This window comes from Acidocella sp. (genome assembly GCF_050253495.1).
Classification (GTDB): domain Bacteria; phylum Pseudomonadota; class Alphaproteobacteria; order Acetobacterales; family Acetobacteraceae; genus Acidocella.
Genome location: NZ_JBFWIX010000017.1, coordinates 44,746 through 67,748, shown reverse-complemented (window position 1 = coordinate 67,748; position 23,003 = coordinate 44,746). Strand labels below are relative to the sequence as shown.

The 23,003-nt window shown below is 62.9% G+C and carries 21 protein-coding genes and 1 riboswitch; of the genes, 5 read left to right on the top strand and 16 right to left on the bottom strand.

Going from position 1 to position 23,003, the window contains the following annotated elements:
- The 7 genes from AB7D48_RS12920 to purH all read right to left on the bottom strand — a co-directional run.
- On the bottom strand, positions 1–999 hold a 999-nt coding region (locus tag AB7D48_RS12920; RefSeq protein WP_427979779.1), incomplete at its 3' end, for a DEAD/DEAH box helicase.
- Positions 996–1,844 (bottom strand): HamA C-terminal domain-containing protein, encoded by an 849-nt coding sequence (locus AB7D48_RS12915; protein WP_427979777.1) that lies wholly within the window; start codon positions 1,842–1,844, stop codon positions 996–998. The genes AB7D48_RS12920 and AB7D48_RS12915, both read right to left, overlap by 4 nt.
- Positions 1,845–2,311: 467 nt before the next feature.
- Positions 2,312–3,598 (bottom strand): tyrosine-type recombinase/integrase, encoded by a 1,287-nt coding sequence (locus AB7D48_RS12910; protein WP_427979775.1) that lies wholly within the window; start codon positions 3,596–3,598, stop codon positions 2,312–2,314.
- A 155-nt stretch (positions 3,599–3,753) separates the two neighbouring features.
- Positions 3,754–4,254: a 30S ribosomal protein S9 gene (gene rpsI / locus AB7D48_RS12905; RefSeq protein WP_427979773.1), complete on the bottom strand. Its 501-nt coding sequence runs from the start codon at positions 4,252–4,254 to the stop codon at positions 3,754–3,756.
- A gap of 4 nt (positions 4,255–4,258) precedes the next feature.
- On the bottom strand, positions 4,259–4,723 hold the full coding sequence (gene rplM, locus AB7D48_RS12900; RefSeq protein ID WP_427979770.1) for a 50S ribosomal protein L13: 465 nt from the start codon (positions 4,721–4,723) through the stop codon (positions 4,259–4,261).
- Positions 4,724–5,026: 303 nt separating this feature from the next.
- Complete coding sequence (locus AB7D48_RS12895; protein ID WP_427979768.1) at positions 5,027–5,470, bottom strand: hypothetical protein; 444 nt, start codon at positions 5,468–5,470, stop codon at positions 5,027–5,029.
- Positions 5,471–5,493: 23 nt separating this feature from the next.
- Complete coding sequence (gene purH, locus AB7D48_RS12890; RefSeq protein WP_427979766.1) at positions 5,494–7,050, bottom strand: bifunctional phosphoribosylaminoimidazolecarboxamide formyltransferase/IMP cyclohydrolase; 1,557 nt, start codon at positions 7,048–7,050, stop codon at positions 5,494–5,496.
- Between the two features lie 24 nt (positions 7,051–7,074).
- Positions 7,075–7,152, bottom strand: a riboswitch (ZMP/ZTP riboswitch).
- Positions 7,153–7,333: 181 nt separating this feature from the next.
- Here purH and AB7D48_RS12885 point away from each other — a divergent pair.
- Positions 7,334–7,687 (top strand): hypothetical protein, encoded by a 354-nt coding sequence (locus tag AB7D48_RS12885; RefSeq protein ID WP_427979763.1) that lies wholly within the window; start codon positions 7,334–7,336, stop codon positions 7,685–7,687.
- A gap of 71 nt (positions 7,688–7,758) precedes the next feature.
- On the opposite strand, the gene AB7D48_RS12880 is transcribed toward AB7D48_RS12885, so the two are convergent.
- Genes AB7D48_RS12880 through rpe form a run of 5 tightly spaced genes read right to left on the bottom strand, consistent with a single transcriptional unit; the run spans position 7,759 to position 12,772 of the window.
- Positions 7,759–8,262, bottom strand: coding sequence for a CreA family protein (locus tag AB7D48_RS12880; RefSeq protein ID WP_427979761.1), 504 nt, complete (start codon positions 8,260–8,262; stop codon positions 7,759–7,761).
- Positions 8,259–9,395 (bottom strand): glycosyltransferase family 4 protein, encoded by a 1,137-nt coding sequence (locus tag AB7D48_RS12875; RefSeq protein WP_427979759.1) that lies wholly within the window; start codon positions 9,393–9,395, stop codon positions 8,259–8,261. The genes AB7D48_RS12880 and AB7D48_RS12875 overlap by 4 nt, the downstream gene beginning before the upstream one ends.
- Before the next feature lie 47 nt (positions 9,396–9,442).
- The gene (gene galE / locus AB7D48_RS12870) at positions 9,443–10,456 is read right to left on the bottom strand and encodes a UDP-glucose 4-epimerase GalE (protein ID WP_427979757.1); all 1,014 of its coding nucleotides are present in this window, start codon (positions 10,454–10,456) and stop codon (positions 9,443–9,445) included.
- Between the two features lie 4 nt (positions 10,457–10,460).
- On the bottom strand, positions 10,461–12,068 hold the full coding sequence (locus AB7D48_RS12865) for a heparinase II/III family protein (RefSeq protein ID WP_427979755.1): 1,608 nt from the start codon (positions 12,066–12,068) through the stop codon (positions 10,461–10,463).
- Positions 12,065–12,772: a ribulose-phosphate 3-epimerase gene (rpe, locus tag AB7D48_RS12860; protein WP_427979753.1), complete on the bottom strand. Its 708-nt coding sequence runs from the start codon at positions 12,770–12,772 to the stop codon at positions 12,065–12,067. Before rpe ends, AB7D48_RS12865 begins: the two co-directional genes overlap by 4 nt.
- On the opposite strand from rpe, the gene AB7D48_RS12855 reads away from it, so the two are divergent.
- On the top strand, positions 12,771–13,205 hold the full coding sequence (locus AB7D48_RS12855; protein WP_427979751.1) for a hypothetical protein: 435 nt from the start codon (positions 12,771–12,773) through the stop codon (positions 13,203–13,205). The two genes, rpe and AB7D48_RS12855, sit on opposite strands and share 2 nt — an antisense overlap.
- A gap of 2 nt (positions 13,206–13,207) precedes the next feature.
- On the top strand, positions 13,208–14,077 hold the full coding sequence (locus tag AB7D48_RS12850) for a glycosyltransferase family 87 protein (RefSeq protein ID WP_427979749.1): 870 nt from the start codon (positions 13,208–13,210) through the stop codon (positions 14,075–14,077).
- Here the strand turns inward: AB7D48_RS12850 and AB7D48_RS12845 are convergent.
- Complete coding sequence (locus AB7D48_RS12845; RefSeq protein WP_427979747.1) at positions 14,052–15,278, bottom strand: transcription antitermination factor NusB; 1,227 nt, start codon at positions 15,276–15,278, stop codon at positions 14,052–14,054. The two genes, AB7D48_RS12850 and AB7D48_RS12845, sit on opposite strands and share 26 nt — an antisense overlap.
- Before the next feature lie 87 nt (positions 15,279–15,365).
- Between AB7D48_RS12845 and AB7D48_RS12840 the strand changes: the two genes are divergently transcribed.
- A complete protein-coding gene (locus AB7D48_RS12840) occupies positions 15,366–16,256 on the top strand; it encodes a ketopantoate reductase family protein (RefSeq protein WP_427979745.1) in 891 nt (296 codons plus the stop codon).
- A gap of 104 nt (positions 16,257–16,360) precedes the next feature.
- Here AB7D48_RS12840 and AB7D48_RS12835 read toward each other — a convergent pair whose 3' ends face one another.
- Entirely contained in the window at positions 16,361–16,822 is a 462-nt protein-coding gene (locus tag AB7D48_RS12835; RefSeq protein WP_427979743.1) for a YbaK/EbsC family protein, read from the bottom strand.
- A 232-nt stretch (positions 16,823–17,054) separates the two neighbouring features.
- On the opposite strand from AB7D48_RS12835, the gene AB7D48_RS12830 reads away from it, so the two are divergent.
- Positions 17,055–18,026 (top strand): crotonase/enoyl-CoA hydratase family protein, encoded by a 972-nt coding sequence (locus AB7D48_RS12830; RefSeq protein WP_427979741.1) that lies wholly within the window; start codon positions 17,055–17,057, stop codon positions 18,024–18,026.
- A gap of 32 nt (positions 18,027–18,058) precedes the next feature.
- Here AB7D48_RS12830 and AB7D48_RS12825 read toward each other — a convergent pair whose 3' ends face one another.
- Positions 18,059–20,617 (bottom strand): ATP-binding protein, encoded by a 2,559-nt coding sequence (locus AB7D48_RS12825; RefSeq protein WP_427979739.1) that lies wholly within the window; start codon positions 20,615–20,617, stop codon positions 18,059–18,061.
- Positions 20,614–22,785, bottom strand: coding sequence for an EAL domain-containing response regulator (locus AB7D48_RS12820; RefSeq protein WP_427979737.1), 2,172 nt, complete (start codon positions 22,783–22,785; stop codon positions 20,614–20,616). The genes AB7D48_RS12825 and AB7D48_RS12820 overlap by 4 nt, the downstream gene beginning before the upstream one ends.
- Positions 22,786–23,003 lie beyond the last annotated feature (218 nt).

Below are 23,003 nucleotides of genomic sequence, written 5' to 3'. Positions count from 1 at the left end.
TAAGGATTGCCCGGCACCGACGCGGATTTTATGTTTGACTAGGTCAGTTGCTAATTTATTCGCTTTGTCTGGTGAAGAGACGAAGACAAGTGCCGGCCAATTGTCCGTGTTCTCAATTTCTGAATAAAGCCGTTGCTCTTTGTCTGGAACGGACTTCAGGTCGATTGTGTCAACCGCCACCGTTGAGTATCTGGTTTTGAGAAATTCAAAGCGCCATCGGCTTCCTTCAGAAGCAAGCACACTCTCTATGTTTGGTCCTAAAAAGAAGAATTGCTTTGCTTTACCGAGAAGCTTGTAAGCCGCAGCGTTGAGGGTTACTGACCGGTCATCTTGCCTTTGAGGGTCAAGTTTGTAGAATTCATCTACAACAACGAGGTCAAGAACCCCTAAATCATCACGATTTATCAGGCGTTCTTGCGTACCGAGAAAGACAACATTTTCTCGCTCGGCTTTTTCGGAATGGTGGATCAATACGTCAAAACGATCTCCGAAGCGTGTTATTAGGCGGCGTCGGAATTCGTCTAGTAGAGCAATCGTCGGTAGCACGATAGCGACTCGTTTAAAGCGTTCATGAAGCAGAAGGACATCGATAAGGATGCTTTTTCCAAAACTGGTGGGTGCGCTAAGGATGAGGTTTTTGCCGCTGAGTAAAGTATGTAACGCTGAAAGCTGTTCACGGTGTAGTGTAATGCCTAGTGCGGGAACGGTCGCGCGTTCTGCAGCCAATTCGTCGCGAGCTTCGGCATGTTTACGGTCAACATAATTCCACAATCCTACAGAGCGCGCGAGGGCACTAAATACCGCGCCATAATTTTCGAGTTCTGGCTTTTCGGCAATTAGCTCTGCGAGACGTGGAATGACACCCAAGAGTTCTGGATCATCCGGTTCTGAAATCTGTACTCGACATGAGGCGTCTTGAAGGATCGAAAAAACCTCATGCTTCAAATCGGCTCCGGTCAAACTGTGAAGAGTGCGCCAGTTTGTGTCGACGATGCTCATTGAAGCCCCTTCAGCCTTTTGTCGAAGGCCTCGACGAGTGATTTTTTACTTAAGAGTGGAATATATGCGAGAAGAAGTTTGAGCTTGATTGGTAATCCACTGTCACTGAGTTTCTTTTCGAGGGCATCTAGTTCTTTGGCGGCTTCTGCAACGTAACTTGCGTCCTGCTGCGTGGCCATGGTCACGGCCTTACTGTCGCACAATATGCCAACGACAAAGACCGCATTTTGAATTAACGTATCCAAGCTCTCTTGCTTTTTAAATATCCTCATTACATCTTCATATCGAGGTGTCGATTTTGGAATCTGTGGACCAAGAAGCATCTTTTGATTTGATAGAAATCCTTCATCGATATGTGACTGGATTGAGGCAATGGCATCGGTAATCGCGGATGCGCCCGATTTATAGAGTTTCGATTCACCCAACCATATTTGAATTGAGCCGTCCTTGGGAAACCGGACATGAACCAAGTCGAAGGCTTTAACTACGTCATTCGAAGCGGATTTATAAAATACGCGTGGAGAAATGGGAATCGTATCAAAGAAGTCTCGACAAATGGCGTGGAGGGCGATTTCGCCGGCTTCTCCACGGGAGGCGTATTTTGCACTGGTATAAACACGTATGGCAGCTTGGTTTAGTTTCAAAAGCACATTGCCATGGTCCATGCGGAGTTCGTCTTCTGGCAATGCGTAGTCAGGCAACCACTCTGCCAAATGGAAAGCAAACTGTTGGCAGCGCCAAGTGTCAAATTCGAAGCCCGCACAATACAAACGGGGGGCGGGATTGCCATCCTTACTGTGTAGGCGCTGTAAAAAGCGCTCGGGTTTTGTATCGTAGACGCTCACATGCCACCTCTCGTTGTGGAGAAAGGCATAAAATTTGGTAATTTCCAAGTGGTAAGGAGTCTGTTGACCATTTTGTGTTTGATCTGACGCTAGATCAAACACACCAAGGCAGCAAAACGTTTGCATATAGAAGCTGGTGCGGGCGGCCGGAATCGAACCGGCACAGGGCTATGCCCCAACGGATTTCTTATCTTGTGCGTCTACTATAAGTGATTGAAATTATAAACATAATTGGCTGTATTCGCGCTTATGTGTAGGACACTGTGTAAGGGCTTTCACATTCGTGCCGACCATCCGCGTAATGGAACAAGGCGAGTTTTTGGGCAGGCTTAGGGGAAAGAAATGGGCTCCACGCCCAATCCGCGCCACCCCTTCGGGCGGCGCTTTCAAGCCGCCATCTTCATGGCGGATAACAGAGGGGCGTCATCTGACGCCTGCACCTATAGGCATAATTATGAATGGCGATCTTAGGCTTTCGCCTTGAATTTCTTTGTCTGTAGCTCCTTCGCCTGCATCACCGTCAACACGTGGCTGTAATGCTTCTCGATGTACGAAATCGAAGTCCCCATGTTCTTGGCGAGGATGTGAACCGGGATGCCGGACAGCAGGCATTGCGTGCAATAAAAATGTCGCAGGCTGTAAACCGTCCGCCGCTTGCCCCAGCGGTCGTCTAGTAGCTTCAAGCGCGAGAGGATGCTGGCGAACGTCTTGTTGAAGTTTTCCACTGGCTTGCCGTCATAGCCGCAGAATACCAGATCGCCAGGTTCGACGTGCCGCGAGAGTTGTTTGAGCCGGTCCAGATAGGCTTGCGTGCCTTCACGGCAGACAACGGTGCGCGCGCCGGTCTTGGTTGTGGGTGCGACCTCCACAACGAGTGCGGGTTTGTTCTCGGCGTCCTTTTCTATTCGCAGGTCCTGCCAGCAGAGCTGCCGGGCTTCGTTCGGCCGAAGGCCGGAATTGGCCATGAAGAGAAGGTAGTTGCGCAGAAGCTCGCGCTGATAGCGGTGCATTGCATTCGGTCCGGAGCGGTGCAGCCGGCCGCCCCGCTCCTCTGGGGTTAAAACCAGCCCTTCCTTCACCCATTCACGCAGGTAGGTATAGATCTGCTTCCATTCAGATTCATCGAAGGACGGCCTGCGCTCCACCCCTTTGGTGTGCTTGACCTTGGTGGCCTTGATCCACGGCTCGCGTTTGACGAAGCCGATGCGCTTACCCCAGCGGAATATCTGCCGGAGCATCCCGGCCTCCATATCCAGTGTCTTTTGCGCGGGCACGCGGGCGGCATTGGCCGGAATGTCCTCGTCATCCTCCCATCTCTCAGGATTGTGGTAGTTGATGCGCCAATCCCAATATTGCTCGACGAAGGCGTCCGGCATGTCGTTCACGCGGGCATCCCCGAAGAAAGGGATAAAATATTTCTCCGACATGAACTTGTGCAGCCGTCGGCGATGAATCGACAGGCCGGTTTCGTGAGCGCTGTAGAAGCGCTTCCATAGGTCCTTGAATTTAAGGTTGCCGGCGATTCTCACATCCACGCCGAGCTTCTGTTCGGCCCGGAGTTCGTAGAACAGGTCCTCAGCCAGGTTGAGGGCGGTGGGAAGGTCGCGGGTCTTGAGGGACCGGATGATGTAGCCGGTGACGCCGGGGATTTTTAGGCGGGCCTGATAGACCTGCTGGTTGGTGTCGCCTCGCCGGTACACCATGACGGCCCCGTCCCGGAGGCGGTGGGCTTGCTGGTAGAAGCTCTCGACCATGATCCAAACTCCACAATTTCTGTGAAAGTTCTGTGCAAAACGCTAACTGGAAACAGCGTCGGAAACAAGGGTCTGTAAAGCGTCTGTGAATGTAAAAACAGGGGCCTGACTTCCGCCAAACCCCTGTTTTTGTTGAATAAATCCAAGCCTAAGACTTAGCGCTTGGAGAACTGGAAGCTCCGGCGGGCCTTCGGCTTGCCGTATTTCTTACGTTCGACCATGCGCGGGTCGCGGGTGAGGAAGCCAGCGGCCTTCAGGATGGAGCGAAGCTCCGGCTCGTACAGGGACAGAGCGCGGGAAATGCCGTGACGCACGGCGCCGGCCTGGCCGGAGAGGCCGCCACCGGTGACGGTGCAATACACGTCGAACTGGTTATAACGGTCGGCCACCAGGAAGGGCTGGGTGATCAGCATGCGCAGCACGGGACGGGCGAAATAGACCGGGGCCTTTTTGCCATTCACGATGATTTCGCCCTTGCCGGGCTTCACCCACACGCGGGCGATGGCGTTCTTGCGCCGGCCGGTGGCGTAGGAGCGGCCGAGCGAATCGCGCTTGGGCTCGCGGGTCTGGGGCTGGGCGTCCGGGGTGGCGGCGCTGGTGCCTGCGGCGGCCTGAAGATCCTTCAGATCGGCGAAGGAGTTGGTGGTGCTGGACATGGAATCAGGCCCTCTTGTTCTTGGGGTTCAGCGCCGCGACGTCGAGCGTTTTGGGCTGCTGGGCGGCGTGCGGGTGCTCGGGGCCGGCATAGACATGCAGGTTCTTCATCTGCTGGCGTTGCAGCGGGCCACGGGTGATCATGCGTTCGATGGCCTTCTCGACCACTGTCTGCGGATTTTTGCCAGCCAGACGTTCCTTGATGGAACGGCCCTTGATGCCGCCGGCGAAACCGGTGTGGTAATAGAACACGGAATCTTCCGCCTTCTTGCCGGTCACCTTCACCTTCTCGGCGTTGACGATGATGATGTTGTCACCGCAATCGACATGCGGGGTGAAGGTCGCCTTGTGCTTGCCGCGCAGGCGGTTCGCCACGATGGCCGCGAGGCGGCCTAGAATCAGCCCTTCGGCGTCAATCAGGACCCAGTCCTTCTTCACGTCGGCGGGTTTGATGGAAATCGTCGTTTTCATATGCTCACCCAAAAATAGAGCCGGTCCGGTCCGGCTTGAAGCATCCCCGGGGGACGTTTCAAGCCGGACCGGGAAGCCGTCTCTCACCGTTGAGCGGGCGATTCACGGCCCATGCCGCGCCAAGATTGGCGGATCAGGGGACGACCGCACGCTGTGGCGGGCTTATGGGCAAAACGCGGTGAAAGGTCAAGGGGTTTGGCTTGTGGTAATATGGTACCACAAGCCTGGCGGCGGCGGTTTCGCTGGTGTTGCGTCCGGGGCCTTGGCGGTTCTGGTTCCGTCTAGGTCCAGTCCAGCCGGGGCTCAGTCCAGCCGGGGTTCGGTGCGGCGCGGGCGGGGCGGTGGAGCGGCGGGGCGTTCACGCGGGGGGGAGATGTCCCGCTTGCCAAAGCCGCCGCGCGGTTCCGGGTTGGGGATGGGCGCGCGCGAGGCGGGGGGCGGAGCGCTTTCCTCCATCTGCTGCTGAGCGGCGCGGCCACGCTTGAGCTGGCCGAAATTTGGCACTTCGTCGTAGGAGTCCATGCCGCGCACGGGTGCTGGCAGCACCCCGGCGGCGCGCATCTGCATGACCCGCAATTCCTCATGCAGTGCGTTCAGCTCTCCTTCCAGTGCCTCCAGCCGGGCTTTGACGCCGAAGACGCTGAACGGCACCATCAGGAAGGCCAGGACCCATAGCAATGCCGGCACGGCGAGCGCCAGGAACAGCCAGCCCGGCATCCAGTCTGGCAACGAGAGAGGCAAGGACATCGGCATAGACTCCCTTTAGCGGATTAGTGCCGGAAATGCCGCATATTTGTGAAGACCATGGCGATTCCGGCCTTGTCGGCGGCTTCGATGACCTCGGCGTCGCGGATCGAGCCGCCGGGTTGGATCACGCAGGAGGCCCCCGCCGCGATGGCGGCCTCAAGCCCGTCCGCGAAGGGGAAGAACGCATCGGACGCCACGGCGCAGCCGGTGAAATCGAGCTTCGCTTCCTTGCCGCGCCAAGCGGCGATGCGCGCGGAATCCACGCGGTTCATCTGCCCCGCCCCGACGCCGATGGTGGCGCGGTTCTTGGCATAGACGATGGCGTTGGATTTCACATGCTTGGCGACGCGGAAGGCGAAGAGCATATCCTCCAGCTCCGCCGGCGTGGGGGCGCGCTTGGTGACGGTTTTCAGCGCTTCGGCGGTGACGCGCCCGGCATCGCGGTTTTGCACCAGGAAGCCGCCGGCGAGGGATTTGAAGGTGACCCCGGCCTCGGTCGGGCTGGGCACGCCGCCGGTGGTGAGCAGGCGCAGGTTTTTCTTGGCGGCGAGAAGCGCCTTCGCGCCGTCGCTCGCGTCCGGGGCGATGATCACTTCGGTGAAGATGGTGGCGATCTTGGCGGCGGTTTCCTCGTCCAGCGCGCGGTTCAGCGCCACGATGCCGCCAAAGGCGGAAACCGGGTCGCAGGCCAGGGCGAGGTCCCAGGCGGCGGACGGGCTGGCGGCGGTGGCCACGCCGCACGGATTGGCGTGCTTGACGATCACCAGCGTGGGATCCTCGAACTCGGCCACGCATTCAAAGGCGGCGTCGGTGTCGTTGTAATTGTTGTAGGACAGTTCCTTGCCCTGGTGCTGGGTTGCGGTGGCGACACCGAAGCGCGTGGGGGAGGACGTGTAGAACGCGGCCGATTGGTGCGGATTCTCGCCATAGCGCAGCGTCTGTTTCTTGACGCCGGAGACTGAGAGGCGCTCTGGGTAGCTGTCGCCGAGCTGGGCGGCGAACCAGCCCGAAATGGCGGAATCATAAGCCGCCGTGCGGGCATAGGCGCTGGCGGCCAGGGCGCGGCGGGTGGCGAGGCTGGTGCCGCCATGGGCGGCGATGTCTTCCAGCACCTGGGCGTAGTGGGCGGGCTCGGTGAGGACGGCGACGCTGTCGTGATTCTTGGCGGCGGAGCGGATCATCGCCGGGCCGCCAATATCGATATTCTCGATGCAGTCATCGAAGGCGGCGCCGCGCGCCACGGTCGCCTCGAACGGGTAGAGATTGACCGCCACGAGATCGATGGGGGCGATATCATGCTCGGCCATCTGGGCGATATGGCCAGGGTCGTTGCGCTTGCCGAGAATGCCGCCATGCACCTGGGGGACCAGGGTTTTCACGCGGCCATCCAGGATTTCGGGAAAGCCGGTATGTTCGGAAACCTCGGTGACGGGCACGCCGGCCTCGCGCAGCATCTTGGCCGAGCCGCCGGTGGAGAGGATCTTGGTGCCCTTGGCCACCAGGGCCTGGGCGAATTCCACGAGCCCGGCCTTGTCCGAGACGGAGATCAGGGCGGTGCGGATGGGGACGATGTCTGACACGAGGCGGCTCCGTTATAAGCGACGTTGCGATGCCCAGGCGCGCGGCGATGCCCTCCACGCTCCCCGATGGTGGCCATCTGAGCGCCAGTCACGTGAAGGCGCAGGCGGTTTGGCATGGGGCCCAGATGGATGCAAGCAGGGTTGCGGGCAGCGTGAAACTGGCATGTCTAAAATTTAAAGCTTGGCGACTGTGACAAATTTATCGCAGTGTAAGTAAATATTGCTGTATAATCCGGTCGTGGCCCAGGAAGGCCCTGGCCACCCAGCTTTGGAGGTAGGTGACATGATCTGGCGGGCGGAATGCGTGCAGACACGGCAAACCATCATGATGGTCGGGCTGGCCGGTCTGGCTTGCCTGGGCGGATGCACCTCGCCATCCAAGGCGCAGGAGACGGCGGCGCTGGGCAGGCCCACCCCGGCTTTCACGGTGCAGACGCCGATCGACAGGATCGCGGCGGATGAACGCGGCAAGCAGGTGCTGGACAGGGATGTGCCCGGGGTGATGAGCAATCCGCATTATGTGCTGTTTTCCGCGATGAGCCTGTCGCAACTGGCCTCGCTCTCCGGCGGGCGGCTGACGCAGACCAAGCTCAAGGAGGTGAACGCGGATCTGGCCGAGTTGTCCCCCGGCCAGTGAACCCCGCGCCAGTGATTCCTGTGCCAGTGATCCCAGTGGGTTGTGATCCCAGTGGGTAAGGCGGGAGCGGCTTAGCCGCCCGCCGCGGGTGGGGACGCCGCGACGGCGGAGATGGCGTTGGCGGGCGAGCCCTTGAGCACTTTCGTGCTGGTCAGCACATAGATGACCGTGTCGTGCCGTGAGTCCAGGATGCGTGTCAGGACGAAATGCTTGAAGAACAGCGAGGCGGAGATGGCGCCGATCTGCTCTTGCCGGGGCAGGTCCGAGGGCAGCACGACCGGCCCGTGGGCGATGCAGTTGAGCGAGAATTGGCTTGGATTGGTGGCTAGGCCAGCGCCGCCGGCCAGTCCGCCCGTCTGAGCCGAAGCGGCATAGCAGGAAATCGCCGGGATTTTAGGGTCGTCGAAACGCTCGACGATGACCTTGTCGTTTGGGCCGACCCAGCGGAAATTCGTGCTGACCGCGCCGATCTGCTGCCTATCGCCCCGGTGAGGCGTGACCACCCAGAAAAACAGAATGGCGAGGACCAGCAGGGCAGCCATGGCGACGCCGGCGATCCAGAGAAATTTTTTCATGGGGCTGTTCCCTTGAGGGAGTCATAGACCGCCAGGGTTTTGCGGCAGACGATCTCGTCCGAGAAATTTTGCTCGACGCGGCGGCGCGCGGCGGCTCCGAACCGGGCGCGCAAAGCGGGTTCGTCGATTAGCCTGGCCAGGGCGCCGGCCAGGTCGGCGGGGCTGCGCGGGGGCACCAGCAGGCCGGTTTCCTGGTCGAGCACCGCTTCGCGGCAGCCGGGTATGTCGGTGGCCACCACCGGGCGCCCGGCGGCCATCGCTTCGAGCACGGCTTTTGGCAAGCCCTCGCGGTAGGTGGAGGGCAGGGTGAAGATATGCACCTGGCGGAGCAGCTTGGCCATGTCCTCGACCGGGCCCAGCCATTTGACGATGCCTTCATTTTCCCAGGCTTTCAGCTCGGCTTCCGTGACCGGGTTGGGGTTGGACAGATCCGGCGCGCCGGCCAGCCAGAATTCGGCCCGGCCTTGCAGCCGCCGGGCGGCGGCGATGAAATCCGGGATGCCTTTCTCCTGGATCATGCGCGCGGCCAGCAGGATCCGCACCGGGCCGGAGGGTTCCGGAGAGGGGGTGAAGCGTTCTATGTCCACCCCGGCCCCCCTGATCAGCCGCGTGCGCGCGCGCCTGACCATGCCGCCATCGATCATGGCGTTCAGATCGTCCGGATTCTCGAATACCGCCACGCCGTGAAGCGGGCTCATGGTCATGCGCAGCCCGACCGTGACCAGCGGTTTGAGCAGCTTCGCCAGCCATTTGTCCGACGAGAAGACGAAGCCCAGCCCGATGGGGGCGTTGACCACGGCGGGCACACGCGCCAGCCGCGCCGCGATGCCGCCGAAAATGATCGGCTTGAGGGCGATATGATGCACCACATCCGGCTGGAGGCGCCGGTAGAGCCGCGCCAGCCAGAGGGAGAAGGCCAGCTCCGCGAAGGGGTTGAGGCGCTTGCGGTCGAGATTGGCGGCGTGGAATTCGATGCCCGAGGCCTCGATCGCCGCCGCCGCCCGGCTTTGGCGCGAGACCAGCACCACCCGCCAGCCCGCCTTTTGTGCCGCCAGGCCCCGTGCCCAGAAATGCGAGGCGAAGAACCAGTCCTCCATCAGCAGGAAGACGAGGGTGGGGGGCTTGTCGGACATGTGGCGCGGTTTAGGCCAAGCGGCGCGTTGGGGAAAGGCGGAGTGGCCTAAACGTCGTTGATACCCGTGCGCCGGGCCTGCCAGCGCCAGGAATCGCGGCACATATCCTCCACGTTCAAGGCCGCCTTCCAACCGAAGAGGCGCTCGGCCAAGGCGGGGTTGGCGTAATAGCTGGCGACATCGCCCGCGCGGCGGGGGGCGATGTGCACGGGGATGGAACGGCCGGTGGCGGCCTCGAAGGCATGCACAAGCTCCAGCACCGTGGTGCCGTTGCCGGTGCCGAGATTGACGGTGACCGAGACATCGTGGGCGGCGATGTGCTCCACCGCCAGCGCATGGGCCATGGCGAGGTCCATCACATGGATGTAATCGCGCTCGCCGGTGCCGTCGCGGGTCGGATAGTCGTCGCCGAAGACGTTGAGATGCGGGCGCTCGCCGGTGGCCACCTGGGTGACATAGGGCATGAGGTTGTTCGGCACGCCGCGCGGGGTTTCGCCGATGAGGGCGGAGGGGTGCGCGCCGACCGGGTTGAAATAGCGCAGATTGGCGGCGGCCCGCAGCTTGCCGGTGCGGGCGAGGTCGCGGATGAGATCCTCCATCACCAGCTTGGTGCGGCCGTAAATATTCTCGACGCGGGTGGGGGCGTCTTCCAGAATTGGCGAGGAGTCCGGCTGGCCATAAACGGTGGCGGAGGAGGAGAACACGATGCGCCCCACCCCCGCCGCCTGCATGGCTTGCAGCAGGCGGACCGTGCCGATGATGTTCATGTCGTAATAAAGCAGGGGGTCGGCCTCTGATTCACCCACGGCCTTCAGCGCGGCGAAATGGATCACGGCCTCCACCGGATGCGCCTTCAGCGCCGCGCTCACGGCTGGCGTGTCGCGTATATCGGTCTCGATGATGGTCATGTCCTGGCCGGTGAGGCGTTTCAGCCGTTCCGGCACGTCGCGCTCGGCATTGGCGAAATTATCGAGGATGACGATCTCGTGGCCGCGTTCGGCCAGCACGGCGGCGGTATGGGATCCGATATAGCCGGCGCCGCCGGTCAGCAGGATGCGCATGGGATCAAACCTTGGTTATGGTCCATTTGATATGCTGCGGCCCGTCCTGATGGCCGGGCAGCACGATCTGTTCGGCGCGGCGCGGTTCGGCCTGACCGAAATAGACGCTGTCCTCGATCCGCGGGGCCGCGCCCTCGGCCTTCAGCCGGAAGCCCAGGCCCGAGGGGGTGCGCAGCAGCACGGTTTCCTCGTCTTGCGCCAAGCTGGCGGTGACATTGGGATGCAGGTGAAAACGTATGGCGAAAGGCTGCGGGGTCGGCGCCTCGATCAGATCTTCGCCTTGCAGCTCTTCACCGGTTTCGGACAGGCCGAGGCGGCGATGATGGATGGCGCCGAAGAGTTGGCTCCAGCCGTCGTGATTGGCTTCGATCCAGCCGATGCCGCCGGCATCCTGGCGGGAGACGTTCACGTTGAGCGGCCGGCGGCCCAGCCCTGTCTCGCGGATTTCGGAGGAGGAGGTGTCGGCGACGACCAGGGTGGAATGGGCGGCGCTGGCGCGCAGGGCGGCGGCCCAGTCCCCGGCCAGGGCGGGGGCGGCGCCGCAATTGACGATGAGCCGGTCCTTGCCGAAGGAGAATTCAAACCCCAGGGTGCCGGCATGGGCGAAACGGTCCAGCCCCGGGGCGGCGGGGCTGCCGGCATCCATGAACAGCACGGCCTTGGCGGCGGCGATGCGAAAGAGCCCGCTGGCCTTGAGATGCGAGAGCGTGCCGCGCGCGCGCCCGGCCTGGGCCAGAACGAGGTCGATGAGATTGGCCAGCTCCTCCTTGGAGCCGTTGAAGAGGGCGAGCCCGCCATCGCCATGACGCAGGGCGCGCAGGGCGGCGGCGGCATGCTCGATGGTGGAGATCAGCTCGGCCGGCGGCGGCTTGCCGCCCGCCTGCATCAGGGCGCGGATCTCCGTGAGGTCTTGCAGGGCCAGCAATTGCGCGGCGGGGCTGCGTTCGACATGGCAGCCATCGGGATAGAATTGCCGGGCCAGCTCCGGGACCAGGAATTTCAGCATGCGCGGCAGATATTGGGCGTGCTCGGGCATGGCGATGGAGGCGGCGGTGAGGCCCTTCAGCGCGGTCAGCGCCCGCTGGTCCAGGAACTCGGCCGGCAGGGTGGCGGAGAGGGTGCGGGCATCCTGCACCAGCCGGGACATCAGGGCCTGGCGGAACTCGTCATCCGCCGAGGCGGCGAAGAAATCGTAATGGCCAAGCCAGGCGGCGAGGCGCGCGCCGGAGACGTCCGGCGCGTAGGCGATGGGCTCGGGCTTTGGGGTGTCCAGAAAGTCCAGCACCAGGGTGCGGGCGCGTGAGCGCGCGGCATCCGTGCCCAGGGCGCGCAGGTCGCGCAGCCAGGTGAAACCGTGAAGATGCGCGCGCAGGAGCCGGGTGGCGCCGGGGGCGGCGGCGAAAATATCGTGATGCACGGGCAGCAGGGCGCCGCCGAATTCCAGCTCCGCCTTGACCAGCCGGGCCCCCCGGGCGGGGTCGCCTGGCCAGGGGTCGCGCAGGGAGAGGGCCGGTGCGTCCGGCCCGCTGGCGGGGCGGAGATTTTGCAGCCGGGTGAGCCAGGCGCGGGCCTGGCGGCCAAGGCCGCCGCGGGGAGGGGGGGTATCCGTCATCCGCCGGAACTGGCGCTGAGTTCGGGCGGTGCCGGAGGGGCGCTGGCTCGGATGGCGGCGATGGCGCCCGCATAGTCGGGAGCGCCATAGATGGCGGTGCCGGCAATGAGGCAGGTGGCGCCCGCGGCCAGAACCTGGGGGGCGGTTTTGGCGGTGATGCCGCCATCGATTTGCAGGATAATGTCCCGGCCCGATGCGTCGATGAGTTCGCGTAGCGCGGCGATCTTGGCAAGCTGGGAGGAAAGGAAGGCTTGGCCGCCGAAGCCTGGATTGACCGTCATCACCATGATGAGGTCGGTGAGGTCCAGCACGTTCACCACCGCCTCGATGGGGGTGGCGGGGTTGAGCACCACGCCGGCCTTTTTGCCGAGGGAGCGGATGAGTTGCAGGGTGCGGTGCAGATGTGGCCCCGCTTCGGGATGCACGGAAATATGATCGGCCCCGGCCTCGGCGAAGGCGGCGATATACGGGTCGGCCGGGGCGATCATCAGATGCGCGTCCAGCGGCAGTCTGGTGTGTGGGCGTAACGCCTTCACGACCAGCGGGCCGAAAGTGATGTTGGGGACGAAATGCCCGTCCATCACGTCCAGATGCAGCCAATCGGCTCCCGCGCGTTCAACGGCGGCGGCTTCCTCGCCCAGCCGGGAGAAATCGGCCGCGAGGAGGGAGGGGGCGATGAGCGGGCGAGTCGGGGAGGCGGTCATGATGCTTGCTTGTAACCGCCAGGGCGTAAACGAGACAAGCGGGAGCACTTGTTTCGCTAATGATCAAATGGCAGCTTCCGGACAAGTTATGAGGTCAGCAATCCTGGTTATGGTTTTGTCTCGAAAAATCAGACCTTTATTTGTCCTGGGCGGTTTTGTTGTCGTTGCGCTCTACGGCGCGTTTTTGGCCGCATGCGTTGTTTTGTTATATAGGATGGGCTTTCAAAAAGAGGTGCTGAGCGGCGGGCATCAGCTTCCTCAAAAAGATTTTGGACTGTTTTGGTGCGCCGGAAATGGATTGACCGAGCAATTGGCACACCGGTTTGGGTTCCATGTTTCAGCAGCATACCGGCAAATTTGTCAAAATGACATTTTAACGGCGAATGCCCCTGTCGCGGAAGCGTGGCCTTATCCGCCGACCATGGGGTTTTAGTCGTGCCGTTCGCGCTCCTTCCATTGAAGGCGGGGTTTTGGATTTGGAGGGCGTTTTGCCTGATCGTGGCCGCTTGTCTCTTGCGCGCGGCGCGGGTCAATTGGAAGGTTGTCGGTTTGGGCTTGGCAAGCCCGGCCGCGTGGTACGATTTTGCCAATGGTCAAAACGGTACGTTGACGGGCACTATTCTATTGGTCGCTCTGCTTTCAGCGAGGCGAAGGCCAATCATGGCAGGTGTCTGTGCCGGTGTTTTGACGATCAAACCACATCTGGGGCTGCCCATCGTGATTGCGGCCATTCGATTGAGGGGGTGGAAACTGATTGGTTGCGCGAGCCTTATCGCCTTGGGTTTAGCCGCTGTCGCGTCCATCTTGTGGGGCAAGGAGGCGTGGGTTTGGTTTTTTGGAACAGCCCAGCACGATGAATGGGCGTGGACGGCCCAGTCGTTTAAAACCGCATTTCCAGGAGCGGGCACAACAACTTATTTCATGGCCCGGAGCTTTGGGTTTTCAGACTTCGAGGCTTCCATTGCACAGGCTGTGTCGGCGGTTTTGGCCTTGGCTCTTATCTGGCGATTATGGAAGCCGGGATTCATGGCGGAGCTTCCATGCGTAATCATCACGGTTTGTCTCAATGTCTGGGTTGTGCCTCATGGCTATATGTATGACCTTGTCGCGTTCTCCACGGCGATGGCCTTTCTGATGGTTGGTCTGACGGGATGGGCATGTTTTGCAGCCGCGCTGCTGTGGTTAATGGCGGGGTATACAGGCGTTATAGCGATAGTGGCGACCCATATGCTTTTATTTCCCCTCTGCGCGGCGGCGGGGGCGTATCTGGCCTGGCATGTCAGGCATGAACCAGCCTTGCGATGAAGAACCCGTCCATGCCGCCGCGTTCGGGCCAGAGGCCGGGATGGGTGCGGATGTCGCCTCGATCGGTCACGGCCTCGGGCAGGGCGGGCAGGGGCAGCGGGTCGCGTTTCAGCCCCAGGCGGGCGCAAGCGGCGTCGATGCGGGTGCTGCCTTCCTGGGGTTGCAGGGAACAGACGGCATAGACCAAGCGCCCGCCGGGGGCGAGCATGGCGGCGGCGGCGTCTAGCAGGGTGTCTTGCTGGGCGGTCATGGCGTCGATGTCGCGGGCTTTGCGCAGATGCAACAGTTCCGGGTGGCGGCGCGCGGTGCCGGTGGCGCTGCAAGGGGCATCCAGCAGGATGGCGGAGAAGGGAGTGGCCGGTTTCCAGCTGGCGCCGTCCGCCGTGATGAGCTCGGCGCGCAGGCGCAGCCGCTCCAGATTGCTGCGTAATGTGGCCATGCGGGCCTTGTCGCGCTCGACCGCCGTGACCTCGGCGCCCATGGCGGCGAGCTGGCAGGTTTTGCCACCGGGCGCGGCGCAGAGGTCCAGCACGCGCTCGCCCGGTTGCGGGGCCAACAGCTTGACGGGCAGGGCGGCGGCGGCGTCCTGCACCCAGACCTTGCCCTCATTGAAACCGGGAATGTCGGCAACCGGCGTGCCCACGGGATAACGATAGCCACCGGTTGGCAAAGGCTCGCCGGTTTCGGGCGTGAAGCCGGGCAGGGTTGAAATGTCCAGCCAAGCCTCCTGGGCGTGGGCGGTGGCGATGGCGCGGGCGTTCTGGCCCCAGCTGGTCCAGGCCCAGGCGGGCGTGTCGAGGCGCGGCATGTCCAGCTCCTCCAGAACCACGGGGCCGGCGTTCACGACCTTGCGCAGCACGGCGTTGACCAGCCCGGCGAAGGGGGCGAGCTTGCGGCTGCGCGTCAGATCGACGGCGGTGCCGACGGCGGCATGCGGCGGCGTGCCGAGAAACAGGAAGCCCGCGGCCCCCATGCGCAGGATGTTGCGCAGCTCCGGCGGTGGTTCCCGGCGCAGATAGGGTTCCAGCACGGCATCCAGCGTGCCAGTATGGCGCAGGACGCAGGCCGCCAGGCGGTGGGCGGCGGCTTTGTCCCGCGCCTCGATGCGCGTCAGCGCATCCAGCGCCGCATCCAGCGGTTTGCCTTTGGCCAGGACGGCGTGCAGGAGGGAAAAAGCGGCGTCGCGTGTGGGGTCTGGCATGGCGGTCCTTGGGTTCGGGGGCCGGGCCTAGCATAAAGGATCGGCCCCTGGCCATGCGGTGACATTTGAGACGGGAAGGAGGCTGCCATGAAGATCGCGGTGATGGGTGCCGGTGCGGTGGGATGTTTTTTCGGCGCATTGCTGGCCAAGGCTGGGCATGAGGTGATGCTGATTGGCCGGCCGGCGCATGTGGAGGCGATTCGCGCCGGCGGGCTCCTGCTGGAATGGACCGGGAGGAGCGAGCGCGTCGTGCTGGGGGCCAGCACGGATCCGGCTGAACTGACCGGGGCGGAGCTGGTGCTGGTTTGCGTGAAATCCGGCGCGACCGAGGAGGCGGGGGCGCGGATGGCGCCGTATCTGGCGCCGGAGGCGATGATCGTGAGCTTGCAGAATGGCGTGGGTAACGCGCAGCGCCTGACGCGGATGCTGGAGCGTCCGGTTTTTCCGGCGGCGGTGTATGTGGCGGTGGATATGGCCGGGGCGGGGCATGTGCGCCATCATGGCCGCGGCGAATTGGTGATCGGGTCCGCGCCGCGCGTGGAGGAGCTGGCCATGCTGTTGGGAGAGGCGGGGATTCCGACCACCGTTTCCGATGAGGTGGAGGTCGCGCTGTGGAGCAAGCTGGTGCTGAACTGCGCCTATAACGCGCTATCCGCCATTGCCCGCCAGCCTTACGGACAGTTGCTGGAGGCGGAGGGCGTGCCGGCGCTCATCCGGAGTGTGCTGCGCGAATGCATGGCGGTGGCCGCCGCCAACGGGGTCTATCTGCCCGAGGAACTGGCCGATGAAATCCTCGCCCTGGGCCGGACCATGCCGGGACAGTTTTCCTCCACCGCGCAGGATTTGATCCGTGGCCGGGCGACGGAGATCGATTATCTGAACGGGTATATCGTCCAGGCGGGCGCGGAGCATGGCATTGCGGCACCGGTGAATCAGGCGCTGACCACGATTGTGAAATTGCTGGAGCGGGGCGCCTGACGGGCTGTTATCGGCCATTTTGGGGCTGGTTTTTCGCAACAACCCAGGAGGGGGCGCGTTTCATGAAAGGCGTCCCAGCCTTTGCGTTTTTTGGAGCCGATTCCTCAGGATTGGCAGACATCCACCCAATCCGCCCGCGCCAGGGCGGCCATTCGCGCCGGAGCGATGCGCAGCGCGCTATTGATGGAACCGGCGGCGGGGAGCACCTCCTCGAAGGTTTGTAAGGACATATCGCAATAAACCGGCAGGGGGGTTGCCAGCCCAAAGGGGCAGACACCGCCGACCGGGTGCCCGGTGAGGGCCATGACCTCCTCCGGCGGCAGCATTTTCACCTTGCCGCCGAACACGGCCTTGGTTTTCTTATTGTCCAGCCGCGCATCGCCGCGCGCCACCACCAGCACCGCCCGCTCCCCCACGCGCAAGGCCAGGGTTTTGGCGATTTGCGCCGGCGCCACACCGTGGCCGGCGGCGGCCTCGGCCACGGTGGCCGTGCTGCCCGCCAGCTCCAGGATGGCGATGTCGGGGGCGTGTTCGCTCAGAAAGGCGCGGACTGATTCAAGGCTCATTTTACGTTTGTAGCTTTATCCGCCGATAGGTGGAATGCCTTGGCGCTGGCCGCTCGCGCCGGGGGAGGACGGGCCGGGCGCGCGGAGACGGCCGCAACCGGAAATTGTTTAATGAATAATGAAAATTTTCATCTCCACCCAGGATTTCAGCCATATGCTGAGCCCAGCCGGCGGACGGATGGTCCCGGGACGATGCGCCGCGCGGTCGAGCCTCAACCTATGGAGAATTGAAATGAATCTCGTCAATATCGCGCCCGCCGCCGATCGTCAGCCCGCCTTGTGCTCGCATCCGCAGCATGAGGATGCGCGGGAAGCCGCCATCCAAACTATTTTCGGGCGGCGGTATGAAAATCTGCGGCTGGAGCTGGATGCGCCGAACAGCGCCTGCTGGTGCTTCATGCAGCCGCAGGGCCGGCCTTCTTATACCCATGAGCTGATGCATGACATCGGCGAGATGCAGAACAGCGTGACGGCCTCGTTCTCCCGTATTCCACGCCGGGAGGAGCAGCCTTTTTCCTGGTTCGTCATGGCGTCGGCGGTGCCGGGCATTTATAATCTCGGCGGCGATCTGGGGCATTTCGCCCAGCGTATCCGCCAGAGGGATCTGGGGGCGATGCGGCGTTATGGCCATGTCGCGGTCAAGGCGATTCACCGCAACGTGATCGCGTTCGACACCCCGATCATCACCATGGCGTTGGTGCAGGGCGATGCGCTGGGCGGCGGGTTCGAGCATGCCTTGTCCTTCGACATGATCGTGGCCGAGCGCAGCGCCAAGCTGGGGCTGCCGGAAATCCTGTTCAACATGTTCCCCGGCATGGGGGCCTACAGCTTCCTGTCACGCCGGATGGATCGCCGGCGCGCGGAGGAGATGATCCTGTCCGGGAGAATCCATACCGCCGAGGAGCTGTATGAGATGGGCGTGGTGGATGTTCTGGCCGAGGATGGCCAGGGCGAGCAGGCGGCCCAGGACTATATTGCCCGCCATAATCGCAAGTTCAACGCGCACATGGCGACCTACCGCGCCCGGCGGCGGGTGAACCCGGTGACGCTGGAGGAGCTGATCGATGTGGTCGATATATGGGCCGAGGCGGCTGTGAACCTGACCGATGCCGATTTGCGCAAGATGGACAGGCTTTGCGCCGCCCAGGACCGGCGCCTGGCGGCGATGCGCCCCGAGGACAGGGTGATCATGGCCGCGGAGTGAGGGAAGGGTTCAGCAAGATGCCGGGCATTCGATCACTGATTGTTTGCCCGGCGCAGCGTGTTCAGCGCCACGACGGCCTGCCGTGTTCTCTTCAGTTCAGAATTGGCGCGGGCGGTGAACGTGACCGCCTGCGCGCGCAGCTCACCGCCGCGCAGCCCGCTCCAGGGGATGCATAATTTTCCCAGCGCCATGGCGCCGACATTCGCCGCGCTGCTGCGCAGGGCGTGGGCATGGCTCCGAAATTCCTGACTGTCGCCCCGTGTGGCGTCGGCTTCCAACTGGTCGATCAGATCCTTCGCGTCCGAGAGGAAATCGGACATCAACTCCTCCAGGAATTCGTTGTCTCCCAACAGGCGAAGATTGTCGATGATCTTCTGGTCCAGAGCCGGGTCTTCCTCCTGGGGGACGGGCGGCGATGCAGGCTCGTCCGCTTCCTCCGCGACCGCAAAGGCGGAGCCGGCGAGGGACGGGCGGGACATTTTTTCGACCGCCGCCACCAAATCCTGCGGCGCGACGGGCTTGACCAGGCAGCCATCCATGTCGGCGGCGCGCCAATCTTCCTGGGCTTGGGCGAAGGCGTCCGCCGTGAGCCCGACGATGGGCAGGCGTGGGCCGCCCAGGGCCATGACGCGGTAAAGCTTGGTGGCTTCCAGCCCGTCCATGCCGGGCATGTTGAAGTCCATGAGCACGATGTCGAAACGGTCGGCCTCGCGTTCGAGGATGTCGAGCGCCTTGTTGCCGTTGTCAGCCACGCTCACCTTGTGCCCGGCGGCCTCCAGGATACGGGTGAAGACGCGCTGATTGACCCGGTTATCGTCCACCAGCAGCACATGACGTCGGAGTTTGGCGATGCGAAGCGGTTGCGGCTCCGATGCGGCCGGAAGGGCGGGGGGCCGCGCGGCTGTGCCGGCGCTGTTGAGCCGGCTGGCGATGAGCAGGGCCTGTTGCAATTCCTGGTCGGAGAAATCTTCCGACAGCAAGGTCATGCAGCGCCGGCGGATCGCCAGTTCGGGCAGGCCGGGTCCGGCCGCCGGGTGGATCAGGATCACGTTGGGGCGCCATCTGGGTCCGTCCTCGGGCGGGGGCAAGGTGCCGCCATCGGCGTCATATTCGATCGTCGTGCAGGGCTTGTCCTCGGCGGCGGCGCTGCCGGGCATGGCGGGGGTGGGCGCGACCTCGACCCCCATGGCGACGAGATTGGCGCGCAACAGGGATCTCTTGACCGGGTTGCGAACCCGCAACCCGACTTTGCCGGCGGGCGGATGCCAGGCCGGTTCCTCAGCCGGTTCCTCGTTCGGTTCCGCAACCGCCATCGCCTTGGACGCCCTGATATGGAAGCTGAAGGTGCTGCCCTGGCCGACCGTGCTTTCGACCGCGATGTCGCCGCCGAGCATGGTGACAAGGCGCCTGGTGATGGCGAGCCCCAGCCCGGTGCCCCCGAACCTGTTCAGGATCGACGGGTCGCCCTGCGTGAAGCTTTCGAAGATGCGCGCCCGCGCCTCGATGGGAATGCCGATGCCGGTATCGGATATTTCGCCGCGCAGGATGAAGCCGCCATCGCTGCCCGCCTGGGGCAGGACATCCACCGCGACGACGATGCCGCCGGACTCGGTGAATTTCACCGCGTTGCCAACGAGATTGACCAAGATCTCCTGCAGGTGCAGGCGGCTTGTCCGCAGCCTGGTGGGGGTGCGCGGGGTCACATGGATGACGAAGGCCAGCTGCTTTTCCCGCAGCTGGCTTTCCACGATCCGCCGGACATCGATCAGCAGGTTCAGCAGGTCGAAATCCTCGGCCGAACTCGTCATCTGCCCAGCCTCGATGCGCGAGAAATCGAGCAGCTGGTTGATCAATGTCCGCAGGGAATGGCTGGCGACATCGACGGTCTCGACCATCTCGCGCTGAGCACTGGTGAGGGAACTGGTCCGCAGCAACTGGTTCATGCCGATGATGGCGGTCAGCGGTGTGCGAAGCTCGTGGCTGATGCTGGCGAGAAACAGGCTTTTGGCCTTGTTGGCCTCTTCCGCCGCCTGGGTGGCCTGGGAGAGCTTGCGGATCAGCGTGCCGGCATAGGCGGGCAGGATCACCAGCCCGATCAGCAGGCCCGCCGAAAGATGCGGCAGAGCGGACCAGAAGGGCGTGGTGAGCACGACCAGGAGAAAGCTCAGCGCCGCGACCGGGACCGCGATGAGCAGATAGCGGATGCCAAAGCGAAAGCCGTTCCCGAAAATGACCCAGAGATAAACTGGGTAGAACAGGGCCACATGTTCGCCGCCGAGATGCAATTGCCAGGAGAGAAAGCCGCAATCGAGCAAAAGCGCGTAAAGCCGGCGGGCCTGGCAGATGCCGGGGCGCAGCAGGATATGCGCCAGCCCGCCCAGGGCCAGGACGAAATATAACGCCATCCAGGCCAGGGCCGCGTGGGCGCTTTGGCCGTTCTCCCCGAATAACAGGATGACGACGATGAGGGCCGCGAAGAACAGGCGGTTGAAGCTCATCTCGTGTTCGCTGTCTGGGCGGTTGCGTAGCCGTCCCGCCAGCCACCCCCAACAATGCCGGGCGCCTTGCCCGGCGCGTGCCAGCAGGCTCATCGCGCGTTCCGTTTGGAGCAGAAGAAGGAGGCCTGTGCCTGCCGCCAGGCCAACTCACCCAGGAAAGTGTCAGGCGGCAGGGCCTGGCTCAGCAGGAAGCCCTGGGCTTCGTCGCAGCCTTCCTCCTTGAGCAGGGAGAGCTGGGCATCGGTTTCGACGCCTTCGGCGAGGACGCGCAGATTGAGGATATGGCCGAGATCGATGATCGTCCTGACGATGGCGAGGTCGTTTTTATTGTCGGCCAGCCCCTGGATGAAGGAGCGGTCGATTTTCAGCCGGTCGAGGGGAAATCTCTGCATGTAGCTCAGAGAGGAATAGCCGGTCCCGAAATCGTCGAGGGAGAGGGTCACGCCCAGGCCGCGCAAGACCTTGAGCTGCGGGATGATGTCGTCGATATCGCGCAGGAGGATCCCCTCGGTCAGTTCCAGATCGAGCGATTGCGGCTTGATGCCGGCCTTGGAGATGGCGCTGGCGACGATCTGTGCGATCGAGCGGCGGCGAAATTGCACGGATGACAGGTTGAGGCCGATCCGCAGGCCGGCAAAGCCCTGTTGTTCCCAGATGGCGATCTGCCGGCAGACTTCGTCGATCACCCATTCATTGATCGGCAGGATCAGCCCGGTTTCTTCCGCCAGGCTGAGGAAATGGCTGGGATAGACCAGCCCGCCGCTGGGGCGCGCCCAGCGCAGCAGCGCCTCGGCGCCGATGACCGCGCCGCTGCGCAGGTCGAATTGCGGCTGGTAATGGAGCACGAATTCCTGCCGGGCGATGGCATTGCGCAGGTCGCGTTCCAGATTGGCCGCCAAGCCGGAGCGTGTCCCCATCTCGGCGGCAAAGAAGCGCCACATATTGCCGCCGGCCAGCTTGGCCGCGTACATCGCCTGGTCCGATGTCTTCATCAGCTCTTCGGCGTCCTGGGCGTCTTGCGGCGCCATCGTGATGCCGATGCTGGCCCCGACATTCAGCGCGTCGGCGCAGAGGCCTCCATCATTCAGCCGGCCGATGATGGTGCCGGCCAGGCGGGAGGCGTCGTCCGGCCCGGTGATGTTGGATTGCAGGATCGCGAATTCATCCCCTCCGACCCGCGCCACGGTGTCTTCCTCGTCCACCTCCTCGTTCAGCATGTCGGCGATGTTGCGCAGCAATTTGTCGCCCCGCGCGTGGCCCTGGGAATCGTTGATGGCCTTGAAACGGTCCAGATCGATGAAATGCAGCGCGAAAAGCTGGTCGCCCCGGCGCCCGCGGGCGAATTCACGCTGGATGCGGTCGCGCAGCAACGCGCGGTTGGGCAGCCCGGTCAGCGGATCGTGGCTGGCCATGTGCTCCAGGCGTTTTTCAGCGTTCCGGCGCTCGGTGATGTCCACCGAGGTGGTCAGGACCGCGATGGTGTCCCCCTTGCCGTCACGCAAGGGCTTCTTGCTCGTCAGATAGACGCGGGTATCTCCCGCCTCGGTCACCACGTCTTCTTCCCGGGTTGGTCCGGCTTGGCCGGTTTCCAGCACCAGCTGGTCGAGCCGCCGGCTGGAGGCGCCGCGCTCCCAGCCGAACAGCATTTCCACGGGCCGGCCGACGAGATCTTCCGGCGTGGCGCCCACGGCGGCGGCTTGCAGGGCGTTCACGAAGATGCAGTTGCCCGCGCGGTCGGCGGCGCTGATCATGGCCGGGACAGTGTTGATGACCTGGGCGAGCGCCTCGCGGCTATCCAGCACGGATTGCTCGCGCGGGTCGAAATTGGCGGCCAGGCGCTGCTCCAGCATCTCCGCCCGGTGGGCCGTCATTTGCTGCTGCGCCCGCAGTTTGAGGAGGTTGCGCACGCGGGTGACGAATTCGACATGGTCCACCGGGCTAAGGAGAAAATCCGTCGCTCCGGCCTCCAGGCAGGCGACACGGTATGTCCGGTCGTCATAGGCGGTCACCACGATGATCGGTATGTTGGGATCGTGGGAACGGACATGCGCCACCAGCTTGTCCCCGGTCATGAAGGGCATTTTATAGTCCGTGATGATCAGGTCGGCGCTGTTGTCGGCCAGCCAGTCGATCATGCCCTTGGGGTTGGCAAAGCTGCGGACCTGCACCTCGATGTCCAGGTTGCGGGACAGTCTGGCATAGATACGTCGGTTTGTCGGGCTGTCATCGACAATCAGAATGGTTGGCTTGGAGAACTGCATCAATTCATTTTGATCCGGCGCAACGCGATACATCCCTGGAACCGTGGGGTGAAGTAATCTCTCTCGGTGAAGGGAGCCTGACTGAAAACGCTGAATCTTGAGTTGACCGGAATTTTTCCCCCCCTCGCCGATAGCCCATTGCCGCAGACGATGCCCTTTTTAACCTTCACCTTATGGTAGGAGTTTATTGCACCCGCCCAATTTATTCTACCGGAAAT

Coding starts and splice junctions, on each gene's coding strand:
- AB7D48_RS12910 (WP_427979775.1), bottom strand. CDS start 3,598: ATGGTCGAGAGCTTCTACCAGCAAGCCCACCGCCTCCGGGACGGGGCC.
- rpsI (WP_427979773.1), bottom strand. CDS start 4,254: ATGTCCAGCACCACCAACTCCTTCGCCGATCTGAAGGATCTTCAGGCC.
- rplM (WP_427979770.1), bottom strand. CDS start 4,723: ATGAAAACGACGATTTCCATCAAACCCGCCGACGTGAAGAAGGACTGG.
- AB7D48_RS12895 (WP_427979768.1), bottom strand. CDS start 5,470: ATGTCCTTGCCTCTCTCGTTGCCAGACTGGATGCCGGGCTGGCTGTTC.
- AB7D48_RS12885 (WP_427979763.1), top strand. CDS start 7,334: ATGATCTGGCGGGCGGAATGCGTGCAGACACGGCAAACCATCATGATG.
- AB7D48_RS12880 (WP_427979761.1), bottom strand. CDS start 8,262: ATGAAAAAATTTCTCTGGATCGCCGGCGTCGCCATGGCTGCCCTGCTG.
- AB7D48_RS12875 (WP_427979759.1), bottom strand. CDS start 9,395: ATGTCCGACAAGCCCCCCACCCTCGTCTTCCTGCTGATGGAGGACTGG.
- galE (WP_427979757.1), bottom strand. CDS start 10,456: ATGCGCATCCTGCTGACCGGCGGCGCCGGCTATATCGGATCCCATACC.
- AB7D48_RS12865 (WP_427979755.1), bottom strand. CDS start 12,068: ATGACGGATACCCCCCCTCCCCGCGGCGGCCTTGGCCGCCAGGCCCGC.
- AB7D48_RS12855 (WP_427979751.1), top strand. CDS start 12,771: ATGATGCTTGCTTGTAACCGCCAGGGCGTAAACGAGACAAGCGGGAGC.
- rpe (WP_427979753.1), bottom strand. CDS start 12,772: ATGACCGCCTCCCCGACTCGCCCGCTCATCGCCCCCTCCCTCCTCGCG.
- AB7D48_RS12845 (WP_427979747.1), bottom strand. CDS start 15,278: ATGCCAGACCCCACACGCGACGCCGCTTTTTCCCTCCTGCACGCCGTC.
- AB7D48_RS12840 (WP_427979745.1), top strand. CDS start 15,366: ATGAAGATCGCGGTGATGGGTGCCGGTGCGGTGGGATGTTTTTTCGGC.
- AB7D48_RS12835 (WP_427979743.1), bottom strand. CDS start 16,822: ATGAGCCTTGAATCAGTCCGCGCCTTTCTGAGCGAACACGCCCCCGAC.
- AB7D48_RS12830 (WP_427979741.1), top strand. CDS start 17,055: ATGAATCTCGTCAATATCGCGCCCGCCGCCGATCGTCAGCCCGCCTTG.
- AB7D48_RS12825 (WP_427979739.1), bottom strand. CDS start 20,617: ATGAGCCTGCTGGCACGCGCCGGGCAAGGCGCCCGGCATTGTTGGGGG.
- AB7D48_RS12820 (WP_427979737.1), bottom strand. CDS start 22,785: ATGCAGTTCTCCAAGCCAACCATTCTGATTGTCGATGACAGCCCGACA.